This is a genomic window from Kribbella sp., assembly GCF_035655035.1.
In the GTDB taxonomy this organism is placed as follows: domain Bacteria; phylum Actinomycetota; class Actinomycetes; order Propionibacteriales; family Kribbellaceae; genus Kribbella.
In genome coordinates this window covers 1-13,360 of sequence record NZ_DASRVN010000793.1, presented here as the reverse complement: position 1 = coordinate 13,360, position 13,360 = coordinate 1, and the positions used below count along the sequence as shown (strand labels likewise).

Genomic DNA, 13,360 nt, shown 5'->3' with positions numbered 1-13,360 from the left:
CCCGCTGCGCCGCCCGAACCCCAAGCTCAAACCGCCCCGAAGCCCCCACCTGCTCACTGAGTTTCGCCGCAATCCGCCGCACAGTCCGCAACGAAACCCCAAGCTTCCGAGCAACCTGCTCATCAGTAGCCCCATGCACCAAAAGCCGAAGAAACTCGGCCTCCTGAGCACTGATCTCGCCCTCCCGGGCACGCTGCTCCTTCGCAAACGGCTCATATCCCCGGTCCCACAGGTTGAGATAGAGTTCCTCAGCCATGTTCACCACCGCGCGACTGTGATGTATGACCGCGCCAACCGCCTCATTGGCAGGGTCGATCGCTAGCACAGCGGTCTCACCGTCGAAGATGGTCATCTTGAACGGCACGGTCGGACTTATCCGTACGTATCCGCCCTTGTCTACGAGAAACCGTAGGAACTCGGCCGATCCAGGGCGTTTCCAATAGGCATCCGTAATGAGGTAACGAAATTCTATGCCGCGCTCAAGATGAGGTTTGTCGGGAGACGTTTCAGAATTCATGCCAGTGGCCGCCTGGGTTCGGCTCATTGTCCAGGCAGATTTCTTCGGATGGAATCGTTGCATTCTTTGGTTGGCGAGCTCGCGACCTTCGAGCACTTCTACATCGGGCGATGTTCGATGAACAATGAAGTTTGCGAGGTCGGCGGTGAATCGGTCCGCAGCGAGTTGATCAGAGCGGAGATTTTCGGTCAACGTGTCGATCTCCTGCTGCCGACTTGCAGCGAGGCGACCGAAAGCGTGCACGGGATCGAGCGGATACTCGACGCCCTCGACCCAACTGTCGACCACGAAGCCGAGGTCGCGGAGCTGCTGCAGATCCCGGGACGTTTCGGCCTCGGTGCGACCCAACTCTGCTGCTAGCTCGTCCAGCCGTGTTGCGCGCCCTAGGTCTGGGCGCTGCAGCAAGGTCCGGTAGAGCGCGAGCAGGTCCTCCGTCAGGCCCGAGGAGTCGAACAACGGTGTCAGACCCAGCCGCGCTTGGCGGCGGCTACGCCGAGTTCGAAGCGGCTGGCGGCGTCGAGGCGTTCGGAGAGGTTGGCGGTGATGCGGCGCGCGGTGCGGAGGGAGATACCGAGGAGGCGAGCCACCTGCTCGTCCTTGGCGCCCCCGGCGAGGAGGCGCAGTACTTCGGACTCGTGGGGAGTGAGCGGCGTCTCGTCATCGCGGTCGTCGGGGTCGAACATCTCAGACGCTCGTGACCAGTAGGCGTCGAACAGGGCGATGGCTACCGAGACGACGGCCGGGGTGCGATGGATCACCGCGCCGGCGGTCGGATTGTCGGGGTCCATCGGCATGATCGCGATCTCCTGGTCGAAGAGGATCAGACGCATCGGTAACGTCGGCGTTACCCGGATCTCTCCGCCGAGCCGGTGCATGGTTTCGGCGTACTCCATCGCCTGCTTCGACGCGGTCATGCTCTGCAGGTAGACCGTGCGCATCCGAATGCCGCGGTCGAGTAGCTCCACGTCTGGTGATCGCAAAGTCTTCGGAACCGACTCGTCGAAGTGCGCCGGAACCAGGCCCCAGGACGTGTCCTTGGTCTTCAGCGCGAGCTCTTCGATCCGACGTGACGCGTTCGCACGGCCCTTGAGGATCTCGACATCTCCACTGCTCCGCGATGTCAGCAGTTCGTTGTACTGCTCGGCGATGACCTCCGCAGATGCCTCGGCTTCTCTCAGCTCACCGAGCGCCTTGTTCAATTCGGTTCGCCGTCGTTCGGCGAGGCCGGTAAGCCCGACGCGGGGATGAACCGCGTGTTCTCCGTCCGGGTTGGTCCAGGTCGGGACGAGCAGTTCCAGGCGCCGGAGCTTGTCCATCAGTTGCTGGACCTCGCCCGTCGAGCGATCTACTAGCGCTGCTATCTGCTCGGGCGTACTGTCTGGGTGGCTGAGAAGGGCGTGATAGACCGCGAAAGTGGCTTCGTCCACCCCCAGCGGCTCGAGCACTGTCCTTCTCCTCCAGAACTATGTCGGAACTGACCATATACAGAGTGCGTCGACATTGAGCACCCATGGTGGTTTCGGATTATTCTGAAGGGACGATACGTGATCAAGAAGGTGCTGGCAGTAGTCGGCCTCACGGTGATTCTGTTTGCGGGTACGCCCACGGAGTCGTTCGCGTCGGCCGGCAGCGACCCCGACTGCATGGGCCACGTCTGCTGGTAGACGTTGGTCGTTGCCCCCTCCTGCCGTCCCGTAGACTGCTCTTGTGGCTCGTGGCGATGGTCGGCTTACTCATGAACTCGACCCGCAGGATCTGGGTCCGCAGGACGCTTGTGGCGTCTTTGGGGTCTGGGCGCCGGGTGAAGAGGTTGCCAAACTGACGTACTTCGGGCTCTATGCCTTGCAGCATCGGGGGCAGGAGTCGGCGGGGATCGCGGTCAGTAACGGGAGCCAGATTCTCGTTTACAAGGACATGGGGCTGGTCAGTCAGGCCTTCGACGAGGCGACGTTGGCGTCGCTCAAGGGGCATATCGCGATCGGTCACTGCCGGTACTCGACGACCGGGTCCAGCGTCTGGGCGAACGCGCAGCCGACGTTCCGCAGTACGGCGACCGGTTCGATCGCGCTCGGTCACAACGGGAACCTGACCAACACCAGCGAGCTCGCCGCGAGTCTGGCCGGCGAGGGCGAGCTGGATCTCGGCCTGGACGCCGAGGTGGACCACGCGAAGGCGAACGCCAAGCACGGCGCCTCGTCCGACACCGACATCCTGACCTCGATGCTGGCCGGCTACCCGGACCTGACGATCGAGGAGGCGGCGGCCCGGATCCTCCCGAAGGTCAAGGGCGCCTACAGCCTGATCTTCATGGACGAGAACACGCTGTACGCCGCCCGTGACCCGCAGGGCATCCGCCCGCTGGTGCTGGGCCGGCTGGAGCGCGGCTGGGTGATCGCGAGTGAGACCGCGGCGCTCGACATCTGCGGTGCGAGCTTCATCCGCGAGGTCGAGCCGGGCGAGATCGTCGCGGTGGACGCCGAGGGACTGCGGTCGACGAAGTTCGCCGAGCCGGACCCGAAGGGCTGCCTGTTCGAGTTCGTGTACCTGGCCCGCCCGGACACCCAGATCTCCGGGCAGCGGATCTACTCGACCCGGGTCGAGATCGGCCGCAAGCTGGCCCAGGAGCACCCGGCCGAGGCGGACCTGGTGATCGCGACCCCGGAGTCCGGTACGCCGGGCGCGATCGGGTACGCCGAGGAGTCCGGGATCCCGTACGGCTCCGGCCTGGTGAAGAACGCGTACGTCGGCCGCACGTTCATCCAGCCGAGCCAGACGATCCGTCAGCTCGGCATCCGGCTGAAGCTGAACCCGCTCCGCGAGGTGATCGAGGGCAAGCGCCTGGTCGTCGTCGACGACACGATCGTCCGCGGTAACACCCAGCGCGCCGTGATCCGGATGCTGCGCGAGGCCGGCGCGAAGGAGATCCACGTCCGGATCACCGCGCCGCCGGTGAAGTGGCCGTGCTTCTACGGCATCGACTTCGCCAGCCGCGCCGAGCTGATCGCGAACGGGCTGAACACCGAGGAGATCTGCCGCTCGCTCGGCGCCGACTCGCTCGGGTACATCAGCCTGGACGGTCTGGTCGAGGCGACCACGGTGCCGATGGACCGGCTCTGCCGCGCCTGTTTCGACGGCGTGTACCCGGTCGCGCTGCCGGATCCCGAGCAGCTCGGCAAGCACCTGCTGGAGGACCCGGTGCGGACCGACGCGGACGGACTCGCGACGGTGGCGGGCGGCGCGGGTGCCGCCGACGCCCTGAGCCGCCCGTAGTACAGGCCCGAGAGCCCCGACAGGAAGAGAAGAACAGTGAGCGAAGGGGCGAGCTACGCCGCCGCCGGGGTCGACATCGAGGCCGGTGACCGGGCCGTCGAGCTGATGAAGGAGTGGGTGGCGAAGGCGACCCGCCCGGAGGTGGTCGGCGGGCTCGGCGGGTTCGCCGGGCTGTTCGACGCGACCGCGCTGACGTCGTACCGGCGGCCGCTGCTGGCGACGTCGACGGACGGGATCGGGACCAAGGTCGCGATCGCGCAGAAGCTGGACAAGCACGACACGATCGGGTTCGACCTGGTCGGGATGGTCGTCGACGACCTGGTCGTGTGCGGCGCGGAGCCGCTGTTCATGACCGACTACATCTGCACCGGCAAGGTGGTCCCGGAGACGATCGCGCAGATCGTGAAGGGCATCGCGGAGGCGTGTGTCGAGGCCGGTACGGCGCTGGTCGGCGGGGAGACCGCGGAGCACCCGGGCCTGCTGGAGGCGGACGAGTACGACGTCGCGGGCGCGGCGACCGGTGTGGTCGAGGCCGACGAGGTGCTCGGCGCGGAGCGGGTGCGCGCGGGGGACGTCGTACTGGCGATGGCGTCGTCGGGTCTGCACTCGAACGGGTACAGCCTGGTGCGGCATGTGTTCTTCGACCGCGCGAAGTGGACGCTGGACCGGACCGTGCCGGAGCTGGGGACGACGCTGGGCGAGGTGCTGCTGACGCCGACCCGGGTGTACGCGAAGCACTGCCTGGAGCTGGTCCAGGAGCTGAACGTCGGCGACGGCAAGCCGCTGCACGCGATGTCGCACATCACCGGCGGCGGCTTCGCGGCGAACCTGGCGCGGGTCATCCCGGACGAGCTGTCGGTCCGGATCGACCGCTCGACGTGGATGCCGGAGCCGATCTTCGGGCTCGTCGGACTGCTCGGCGACGTACCGCTGCCGGAGCTCGAGAAGACGCTGAACATGGGCGCCGGCATGGTCGCCGTCCTGGACCCGTCCTCGGCCGACGCCGCGATCCGGGCGCTGGCGGCCCGCGACATCCCCGCCTGGGTGTGCGGCGAGGTCACCGCGACCGCAGGCGGCACCGTCACTCTCGAGGGCACCTACGCCAAGTAGCCGCGTACGCCGAGGCCACAGACCTGGGCGCCGACCAGGCGCCCAGGAGAGCAAGCGCCGAGGGCGGATGATGCACCGCGCCACCTGCGGGCGGGTCCGTTCGGGCAGTCCGACGCCTCGGGCTGCCCGAAGTCGGTGGTCCGCCACAGGTGGTGCTGGTGTGTGGAACACGTCGGGCGCACGGTGAACTGCTCAGCCACCCCGCAAAGGGCGCCTGAGCAGCTCAGCCGGGCTAATGCTTACCGACGGGGGTGGTAGTCGTCGGCGTCGTCTCCGTCGCCGTCGTTGTCACCATTCGCAGAACGGTCGCCCCCCTGGTCACCGGACAGCTCTCGCTTGAGCTGGTCCAAGTCGGTGTCCCAGGTGCGGTACTTCAGGTCGCGTGCGACCTTCGTCTGCTTGGCCTTTGCACGGCCGCGCCCCATAGCGTCGACCCCCTCGCACAAGTCAACCGGGTACGCTGCGTGGCGCCCACGGATCAGTCGTCAGTAATCGTGGTTCAAGGATACCCGGAGCGGCGGACCGACACACGCACCGCCCCCTCGCCGAGCCCTGCAGAGGTCCGATCACAGCATCGGCGAGGTGGGCCGGGCCCCTCGAACCGGCCCACCTCGCCGCGTCCGGTACCCGCTACTTGACCTCGCGACGTGAGCTTGCCCACAGTCCGACGATGGTCGGCAGGACGATCCAGACCCCTACCGCGGTGAGCGTCTCGGCGGCCATTCCGTGCAGGTCCCGGTTCGCGATCCGGCCCAGCGCGCCGAACACGTCGAGCCACTTCGCGTTGTCCTTGAACAGCGCCGGCCCGGCCAGCGACCAGGCGGTCGGCGCGATGAAGTACATCAGGATCGCGACCGCGGTCTGCGGGACCACGGCACCGAACGCGGCACCCATCACGACGTTCAGCGCGACCGTCAGGTACGCCCCGGCGAGCAGTCCGCCGAGCCCGGCGTACGACGCGGTGTGATCGGTGGCGGCGCCCGCGACGGCGGTGGTGGCGAGGGCCAGTACGACGACCCCGGTCAGCACGACCGCGCTCAGGACGATCGCCGACACGAACTTCGCCAGCTGCACGCGCACCCGGCGCGGCGACAGCGTGAACGTGGTCAGCGCGGTCCGCTGCGTCCACTCCGAGGTCATCGTCATCACGCCGATGACCGGCAGCAGCAGCATCACGCCGGTGATCGCGGCGCCCAGGAAGAAGTCGAAGCCGACCGGCCCGGACGGCATGTGGGTCAGCTGCCAGGCGAGCGCGGCGAGCGCGATCAGCAGGATCGCGGCGATCAGTACCCGGCCGCTGCGGGTGTTGACGGACTTGCGGAGCTCGATCGTGACGAGCTTCAGGAACGACTGGCCGCGGGCGGGCGGGAGGCTGGTCGCCACCTCGCTGCGGTGCTTGGCGGTCGTCGCGGGCGCGACGTCGGTCACGGTGGTCATCAGGGTCTCCAGGAAGAAGTGTGTGATCAGGCGGCGGCAGGCGTGGCGGTGAGCTGGAAGAACAGGTCCTCCAGGCCGGCGCCGTCGCTCTGGCGGAGTTCGAGAAGGATCTGACCGGCAGTTGCGGCGGCACGCCCGACCTGCTCGGCGGTGGCGTCGACGCGCAGCGCGCCCTCGGTGGCGGCGTCGACCTGCAGTCCGGCGGCGGTCAGTGCCGCGCGCAGCCCGGCCGGGTCGAGACCGCGGACCAGCGTCCCGGAGCCGGCCAGGAGCTCGTCCAGCGAGCCGTTGGCGACGATCCGGCCGCCGCCGATCACGACCAGCCGGTCGACGGTGGCCTGGACCTCACCGAGCAGGTGGCTGGACAGGATCACGGTGCCGCCGCGAGCGGCGAAGTCCTGCAGCAGCCCGCGCATCCAGCGGATGCCCTCCGGGTCCATCCCGTTCGCGGGCTCGTCGAGGATCAGTACGGCGGGGTCGCCGAGCAGCGCGCTCGCGATCCCGAGCCGCTGCCGCATGCCCAGCGAGTACTGCCCGACGCGGCGCTTCGCGGCGTGGCTGAGGCCGACCGCCTCGAGCAGCTCGTCGACGCGGGCCTTCGGCACCCCGAGCAGGCTGGCGTTCAGCAGCAGCGTCTCGCGGCCGGTGCGGCCCGGGTGCTGCGCGGCGGCATCCAGCATCACCCCGACGACGCGGCCCGGGTTCGGCAGCTCGACGTACCGCTTGCCGGTGATGGTGGCGGTACCGGAGGTCGGCGGCGTCAGCCCGGTCAGCATCCGCAGCGTGGTGGACTTGCCGGCCCCGTTCGGCCCGAGGAAGCCGGTGATGCTGCCCGGCTGGACGGTGAACGAGACGTCCTGGACAGCCGTGGTGCTGCCGTAGCGCTTGGTCAGGTTCTCGACGGTGATCATGGCATCGAGTCAACCGTCCGCGACGCCCTCCGCACATCGGACGACCGGTTGTTCCGACCCCCTACGAAAGTCGTCCGTCCGGGCCCGGAACGTAACCGGAAGGGGGAGGAGATCCCGTCGCCGGCCGAACTACAGTGACGGAATGCGACGGTTGCGCCGGTGGTATGCCTGGTGGGTCAGGCATGCCCCGCGCCTGCGCGACATCCTGTACGTCGGCTTCAGCCTGCTGACCATCGTCCTGCAGGCCGCCTCCGGTCCGGGAAGCTGGCCGAACCACTGGTACGTGCTGGCCGCCGGCATCGTCGCCTCGCTCGCGCTGTTCTGGCGCCGCCGCTTCCCGGTCACGGTCACCGCGATCACCGTGCTCGCGATGCTGACCGCGGCGATCTTCGTCCCGATGGGCCTGGCGCTGCTGACGCTGTCGATCCGCCGCCGCGACTACGCACTGGCGATCCTCGGCGTCGCGGCGTACGCCGCCTATGTATTGAACAGCTGGGGCAACCAGAACCAGATCTGGGTGTCCATGTTCACCGGGCCGTTCCTGGTCGGCACCTGGATAGCGATCGGGGCGTACGTCGGTGCCCGCCGCGACCTGATGGCGTCGCTGCGGGACCGCGCCGAGCGGGCCGAGGCGGAGCGGGAGCTGCGCAGCGAGCAGGCCCGGCTGGGCGAGCGGGCCCGGATCGCCCAGGAGATGCACGACGTGCTCGCGCACAAGGTCTCGCTGATCGCGCTGCACGCCGGCGGCCTCGAGGTGAACCCCGCGGTCGGCGCGGACAAGGTCGAGGGTTCCGCCCGGCTGATCCGGGAGACCGCGCGGCAGGCGATGGAGGACCTCCGCGAGGTGCTCGGCGTACTGCGGACCGACGTCAGCGTGGCGGGTGCCGACCTGGCCCCGGTCCCGATGGCGTCCGACCTGGAGCGGCTGATCACGGCGTCCCGGGACGCGGGCGTGACCGTGGGGTACGACGGGTCGCTGCCGGACGACGTACCGGTGGCGATCGGCCGGACGGTCTACCGGGTCGTGCAGGAGTCGCTGACCAACGTGCACAAGCACGCCCGCGGCGCCGCCACCGACGTCCAGGTGCAGGGCGCCCGGGGGACCGGTGTGACGGTCCGGGTGACGAACGTACGGCCGGTGGCTGCCGGTTCGCTGCTGCCTGGAGCCGGCGCCGGGCTGGTCGGTCTGCGCGAGCGGGTCGAGCTGGCCGGCGGACGGTTGTCCACAGGGCCGACGACGGATGGCGGCTGGCGGGTCGAAGCCTGGATACCGTGGGACGACCATCGGCAGGACAGCGAGCCGGTGCTCGTGGACGAGGGAGAACGATGACGCGGCTGCTGATCGTGGACGACGAGGCGCTGGTGCGGGCCGGGCTGAAGATGATCCTCGAGTCCGACGAGGACCTCGAGGTGGTCGCCGAGGCCGAGGACGGCGCGGACGCCGCCGAGATGGTGAAGCAGCACCAGCCGGACGTCGTACTGATGGACATCCGGATGCCGCGGCTGGACGGACTGGCCGCGACCCGAGAGGTGCAGGCGCTGCCGGACCCGCCCAAGATCGTCGTACTGACGACGTTCGACCTGGACGACTACGTGTTCCGGGCGCTGCAGGCCGGGGCGAGCGGGTTCCTGCTGAAGGACACCCCGCCGCGCGAGCTGGTGCAGGCGATCAAGGTGGTGGCGGCCGGGGACGCGATGCTGTCGCCGGCGGTGACCCGGCGGCTGATCGGGCACTTCGCGGGCGACCCGCGCGCCGACCGGAAACGGGCGGCGCAGGAGCGGATCAGCAGGCTCACCGAGCGCGAGCGGGAGGTGCTGGTCGAGGTCGGCCGCGGCCTGCAGAACGCCGACATCGGCCGGAAGCTGTTCATGAGCGAGGCCACCGTGAAGGCCCATGTCTCCCGGGCACTGGTGAAGCTGGACGCGACCAACCGCGTGCAGGTGGCGATCCTCGCCTACGAGGCCGGACTCCTCGACTAGGTCCGCCTCCACGACAGGACGGTGAGGACGACCGTGACGATCACCAGGGTCCAGTACGCCGGGTAGTACCAGCTCGGGGCGCCGTGCCAGGTGAGGAGCTTGTCGCCGGCGCTGACAAGGACGTGGAACTGGGACCGGCCGGCGGCCCGCGACTGCTCCGCGATCGCGCGTGTGGACGTGTAGGTCGTCATGCCGACCGCGATGATCCAGAGCACTGCGACCAGTCGTTTCACCCAGGCCTCCGCCGTCGAAGAGCGGTCAGCGTAGGAGGCGGGGGTGAACAACAGGAAACCGGCCCGGTCCGTCGGAGGGGTGGGGCGACGGCCCGGGCCGGTTTCGGAAGTCAGCGTGCCTGGGGGGAGGGAACGCTGACGACCGGCGGCGCCCACTAGGGGGAAGGGCGCCGCCGGTCAGGACTCAGACGCGCCCGAAGCTGACGCTGCTGCTCCAGATCTTCGACTTGGCCACCGGACGTCCCGGCTTCGAGGCCTGCCACAGCATGTTCCCGCCCGCGTAGATGCCGACGTGGTACACGCCGCCGCCAGGGTTGCTGAAGAACACCAGGTCGCCCGGCTTGGCGGCGCTGCGGCTGATGTGCTTGGTCGCGGCGTACTGCTGACGCGACGTGCGGGGCAGCTTGTGCCCGGCGTACTTGTACACGTAGCCGGTGTAGCCGGAGCAGTCGAAGCCGCTGGTGCTCGTGCCGCCGTAGCGGTACGGCGTGCCCTTGAGCTTGGCTGCTTCCTTGAGCACCTTCGCCCGGAACGTGCCGACACCGGTCGAGGTCGCACCGGTCGAGGTGGCACCCCGGTTGCCGTAGAGCACCTTGTGCTTCGCGGCCCAGGTCAGCCGGCCCCAGGTGTGCTTGTCGGTGTAGCCGGTGGCCTTCAAGCCCCAGGACGTCTGGAACTTCTTCAGCACCGCGACGGTGCTGTTGCCGAAGTAGCCGTCCGGTCCCAGGTGCAGGGCCTTCTGGACGTACTTCACGGTCGGGCCGGAGTCACCCTTCCGGAGCAGCGGCCGGCTCGGGATGCTCATGTGACCGCGCTGCTGAGCCGCGGTCATGGCGGCCGCGGACGCGGTCGCCGGGGTGGTGCCGATGCTCAGTGCGGCTCCACCACCGACAGCGAGGCCGACCGTGAGGACGGCGGCTGCGGCGCGGGGCGCACCGGACTTGCTGGTCCTGCGGTGCTTCGCCGGGGTCCGGCCGGTGGGCCGGTCGGTACTGGTCTCAGCGGACTTGACGGCGCGCAGCAGCGACGTCCGTCGGGCAGTGACGGGCATGGTTGTCTCCCGACGCCTGTGAAGTTAGCTGTCGGGTTCGGGCTGGGATTCATAGCCCGGTCCGCTCCCGCGGACTTCACCCCAGGGTTCCGACCACTCACGGTCGAGACCCAACTTCCTGGGTCCCCCACCTCCGCCATTGGTATTCGAGGGGAGCACACGAGCCTGGCGGAGCTCGGCGTTGACTCGTGTGCGGTTCGTGTTGGTTACCGAACCGCCGACGACTGTATAACAGAAGGATCACGGCGCAAACCCTTGAATCCACAAAGTCGCTCCCAAAACTGCCTGAGCAGTCCTCTGACGGGTCAGCAAGTGTGGATGAACACCAGGTGTCGTGAGCGTGTCTGAGCGGCGTTCAGGCAGGCGTTGAAGGCTTCGGTGTGATCTCGATCACAGTGAACTGTGGCTTTCTGTGACAACGAGCACAGAGGGTGGTCAGGGCATCCTAAAGTTCTTGCGCGTTCAGCTAGTTTCGAGCAGCTCGCGGAAGCGTTCCAGGCCCACGTTCCCGCCCGACAGCACCACTCCGACGCGCTCCGGCAGCCCGTGGATCCGTCCGGCCAGCAGCGCCGCCAGCGCGCTCGCGCCGCTCGGCTCCAGGACGAGCTTCAGCCGCTCGAACGCGAACGCCATCGCGGCCACGATCTCCGCGTCGCTGACCAGCTCGAACGACTCCACCAGCTTCCGGTTCACCGCGAAGGTCAGCTCGCCGGGCATCGAGATCGCCTGCCCGTCCGCGATCGTCCGCGGTACGTCGATCTCCACCCGCTCGCCGGCCGCCATCGACCGGGCGTGGTCGTCGCCCGCCGCCGGCTCGACGCCGATCATCCGGATCCCCGGCGACAGCAGCGTGGCCGCCGTCGCGCAGCCGGCCATCAGCCCGCCGCCACCGACCGGGACCAGCAGCGCGCCGAGATGCCCGACCTCCTCGATCAGCTCCAGCGCGACCGTGCCCTGACCGGCCATCACGTCGTAGTGGTCGTACGGCGGGATCAGGGTCCGCCCGCGCTCCGCCGCCAGCTCCTGGGCCAGCGCGGACCGGTCCTGGGTGTACCGGTCGTACGTCACCACCTCGGCGCCGTACCCCCGAGTCGCCGCGAGCTTCGTCGGCGGCGCGTCCTCGGGCATCAGGATCACCGCCCGGGTGCCGGCCAGCCGGGCCGCCAGCGCGACGGCCTGCGCATGGTTCCCCGACGAGTACGCCGCCACGCCGGCCGCGAGCTGCTCCGGTCCGAGCCGGCTGATCGCGTTGTAAGCGCCGCGGAACTTGAACGCGCCGATCCGCTGGAAGTTCTCCGCCTTCAGGAACACCCGCGCCCCGACCCGTTCGTCGAGCGTCCGCGAGGTGAGCACCGGCGTACGGTGCGCAACCCCGGCGAGCCGGTCGGCGGCGGCCTGGACATCTGTGAGACTCAGCCCGGTCATGAAAGAAAACTAGGGCATGTCAAGGAGCGGCGTCCCGCTCCGTACTGATGGTTGAAGGCGCCCGACAGGCGGGGGCCGGGTCCCTGAGGAGACACCGTGAAGTATCTACTGATCATGAACGTCAACGCCGAGATCCTCGAGGCGCTGCCCGAGGCGGAGCAGCAGGCGATCGGCGCCGGGCACCAGAAGTTCATGGACACCATCAAGGCGTCCGGCGAGTTCCACAGCACGGTCGCGCTGAAGGCGCCGGCCGAGACCGCGGTGGTGAAGGTGCGCAACGGTGTACCGGCGGTCACCGACGGGCCGTTCGTGGAGTCGAAGGAGTTCCTCGGCGGCTTCTACCTGATCGACGTCGCGTCCCGGGAGCGGGCCTACGAGCTGGCCGCGATGATCCCGGACGCCGGCATCGAAGGGCTGGGCGTGGAGATCCGCGAGGTCATGTTCGCCGACGGCCTCTGAAACTGATCAGGGGGTTCTCCGGCCACTGGAGAACCCCCTTGTTTTCTTGAGGTGTCAGTCAGTCTGGTCGTCGACGTTCGCCTCGCCGGCGTTCCGCTTGATCGAGTCGATCCCGTTCATCGCGGAGGCTTTGGTCTTGTAGCCCTCGCTGCTGGTGGCGATCACTTCGCCGTTCCCAGCCTTCAAGCGGAAGCGGAACTCCCCGGACTTGTCCTTGTACAGCTCGAACTTCCCCGCCATCGGTGTACCTCCATAGAGAGTGGAATCGCTCAGTTTCGGAGCGTAGTCCTCCCCGGACGGTTCGTGGCGCTCAGACACCCGTTCTCAGGCGCGGACGCCGCGGATCCCGGCGACCACCAGGTCGACGCCGACCGCGTAGTACCGGTCCTGGGACGACGAGCAGATCAGCGTGCCCGCCGCGGAGGTGACCAGCGGGTACTGCGTGGGCGACAGCGCGCTCAGCGACGCGCGCTTGCGGCGCAGCGAGGCCTCCCGCGCCTCCGGGTCGCTCACCTCGCGAGCGATCGGGTCCGTGGTGACCAGCGCGATCAGCGAGCAGATCGACTGCCGGCCGACCTCCGCCGCGTCGTCGACCGAGAAGCCGCCCTCGACCAGCAGGCCCAGCGCCCGCTCGGCCAGCGCGAGACCGGGCTCGGCGACCAGGATCCGGGCCAGGGTGAGATCCGCCAGCCGCGGGTGGGCGCGGAGCGCGTCGACGAACGCGGTCAGCAGCGCGTGCAGCTGCCGGTCCCACGGCTCGTCCGTCGGCGACGGCAGTACGACGTCCGCGAGCAGGCGATCGCCTAGGGCGGCCAGCAGGTCGTCTTTGTCCTTGAAGTGCCGGTACAGCGCCATCGGCGTGACGTCGTGCTGCGCGGCGAGCTTCCGGAACGAGACAGCGGCCGGCCCCTCGTCGTCGGCGATGGCCAGTGCGCTGTCCACAACCCGCACCGGATCGAGCCGGCGG

General features: G+C 68.8%; 15 protein-coding genes and 1 riboswitch. Of the genes, 5 read left to right on the top strand and 10 right to left on the bottom strand.

Annotated features, from left to right (window positions below):
* Positions 1 to 973, bottom strand: a 973-nt coding sequence (locus VFF46_RS40445) for a helix-turn-helix transcriptional regulator (protein ID WP_325042582.1), incomplete at its 3' end; no start/stop codon positions are given.
* A gap of 5 nt (positions 974 to 978) precedes the next feature.
* Positions 979 to 1,962 (bottom strand): helix-turn-helix transcriptional regulator, encoded by a 984-nt coding sequence (locus VFF46_RS40440; protein WP_325042581.1) that lies wholly within the window; start codon positions 1,960 to 1,962, stop codon positions 979 to 981.
* A 262-nt stretch (positions 1,963 to 2,224) separates the two neighbouring features.
* On the opposite strand from VFF46_RS40440, the gene purF reads away from it, so the two are divergent.
* Together purF and purM are read left to right on the top strand one after the other, a co-directional pair.
* The gene (gene purF, locus VFF46_RS40435; protein ID WP_325042580.1) at positions 2,225 to 3,787 is read left to right on the top strand and encodes an amidophosphoribosyltransferase; all 1,563 of its coding nucleotides are present in this window, start codon (positions 2,225 to 2,227) and stop codon (positions 3,785 to 3,787) included.
* 36 nt (positions 3,788 to 3,823) lie between these two features.
* The gene (purM, locus tag VFF46_RS40430; protein ID WP_325042579.1) at positions 3,824 to 4,897 is read left to right on the top strand and encodes a phosphoribosylformylglycinamidine cyclo-ligase; all 1,074 of its coding nucleotides are present in this window, start codon (positions 3,824 to 3,826) and stop codon (positions 4,895 to 4,897) included.
* A gap of 239 nt (positions 4,898 to 5,136) precedes the next feature.
* Here the strand turns inward: purM and VFF46_RS40425 are convergent, their stop codons facing one another.
* From VFF46_RS40425 to VFF46_RS40415, 3 genes are all read right to left on the bottom strand, one after another.
* A complete protein-coding gene (locus VFF46_RS40425; RefSeq protein WP_131293116.1) occupies positions 5,137 to 5,322 on the bottom strand; it encodes a DUF3073 domain-containing protein in 186 nt (61 codons plus the stop codon).
* Between the two features lie 205 nt (positions 5,323 to 5,527).
* Positions 5,528 to 6,334 (bottom strand): ABC transporter permease, encoded by an 807-nt coding sequence (locus VFF46_RS40420; protein ID WP_325042578.1) that lies wholly within the window; start codon positions 6,332 to 6,334, stop codon positions 5,528 to 5,530.
* A 26-nt stretch (positions 6,335 to 6,360) separates the two neighbouring features.
* Positions 6,361 to 7,245: an ABC transporter ATP-binding protein gene (locus tag VFF46_RS40415; protein WP_325042577.1), complete on the bottom strand. Its 885-nt coding sequence runs from the start codon at positions 7,243 to 7,245 to the stop codon at positions 6,361 to 6,363.
* 142 nt (positions 7,246 to 7,387) lie between these two features.
* On the opposite strand from VFF46_RS40415, the gene VFF46_RS40410 reads away from it, so the two are divergent.
* On the top strand, positions 7,388 to 8,575 hold the full coding sequence (locus VFF46_RS40410; protein WP_325042576.1) for a sensor histidine kinase: 1,188 nt from the start codon (positions 7,388 to 7,390) through the stop codon (positions 8,573 to 8,575).
* Positions 8,572 to 9,225: a response regulator transcription factor gene (locus VFF46_RS40405; protein WP_325042575.1), complete on the top strand. Its 654-nt coding sequence runs from the start codon at positions 8,572 to 8,574 to the stop codon at positions 9,223 to 9,225. Before VFF46_RS40410 ends, VFF46_RS40405 begins: the two co-directional genes overlap by 4 nt.
* On the opposite strand, the gene VFF46_RS40400 is transcribed toward VFF46_RS40405, so the two are convergent.
* The 3 genes from VFF46_RS40400 to VFF46_RS40390 form a co-directional block, all read right to left on the bottom strand.
* Positions 9,222 to 9,458, bottom strand: coding sequence for a hypothetical protein (locus tag VFF46_RS40400; RefSeq protein ID WP_325042574.1), 237 nt, complete (start codon positions 9,456 to 9,458; stop codon positions 9,222 to 9,224). The genes VFF46_RS40405 and VFF46_RS40400 overlap by 4 nt on opposite strands.
* Before the next feature lie 184 nt (positions 9,459 to 9,642).
* Entirely contained in the window at positions 9,643 to 10,509 is an 867-nt protein-coding gene (locus VFF46_RS40395; protein ID WP_325042573.1) for a C40 family peptidase, read from the bottom strand.
* A riboswitch (cyclic di-AMP (ydaO/yuaA leader) is annotated at positions 10,509 to 10,677 on the bottom strand. It overlaps the preceding gene by 1 nt.
* Positions 10,678 to 10,971: 294 nt before the next feature.
* Positions 10,972 to 11,934: a threo-3-hydroxy-L-aspartate ammonia-lyase gene (locus VFF46_RS40390; RefSeq protein WP_325042572.1), complete on the bottom strand. Its 963-nt coding sequence runs from the start codon at positions 11,932 to 11,934 to the stop codon at positions 10,972 to 10,974.
* 96 nt (positions 11,935 to 12,030) lie between these two features.
* On the opposite strand from VFF46_RS40390, the gene VFF46_RS40385 reads away from it, so the two are divergent.
* A complete protein-coding gene (locus VFF46_RS40385; protein ID WP_325042571.1) occupies positions 12,031 to 12,393 on the top strand; it encodes a YciI family protein in 363 nt (120 codons plus the stop codon).
* Positions 12,394 to 12,447: 54 nt separating this feature from the next.
* Here VFF46_RS40385 and VFF46_RS40380 read toward each other — a convergent pair whose 3' ends face one another.
* Positions 12,448 to 12,633, bottom strand: a complete 186-nt coding sequence (locus VFF46_RS40380) for a YegP family protein (RefSeq protein WP_325042570.1) — start codon at positions 12,631 to 12,633, stop codon at positions 12,448 to 12,450.
* Positions 12,634 to 12,717: 84 nt separating this feature from the next.
* Positions 12,718 to 13,360 (bottom strand): TetR/AcrR family transcriptional regulator (locus VFF46_RS40375; protein ID WP_325042569.1); only part of this gene is annotated, 643 nt, incomplete at its 5' end.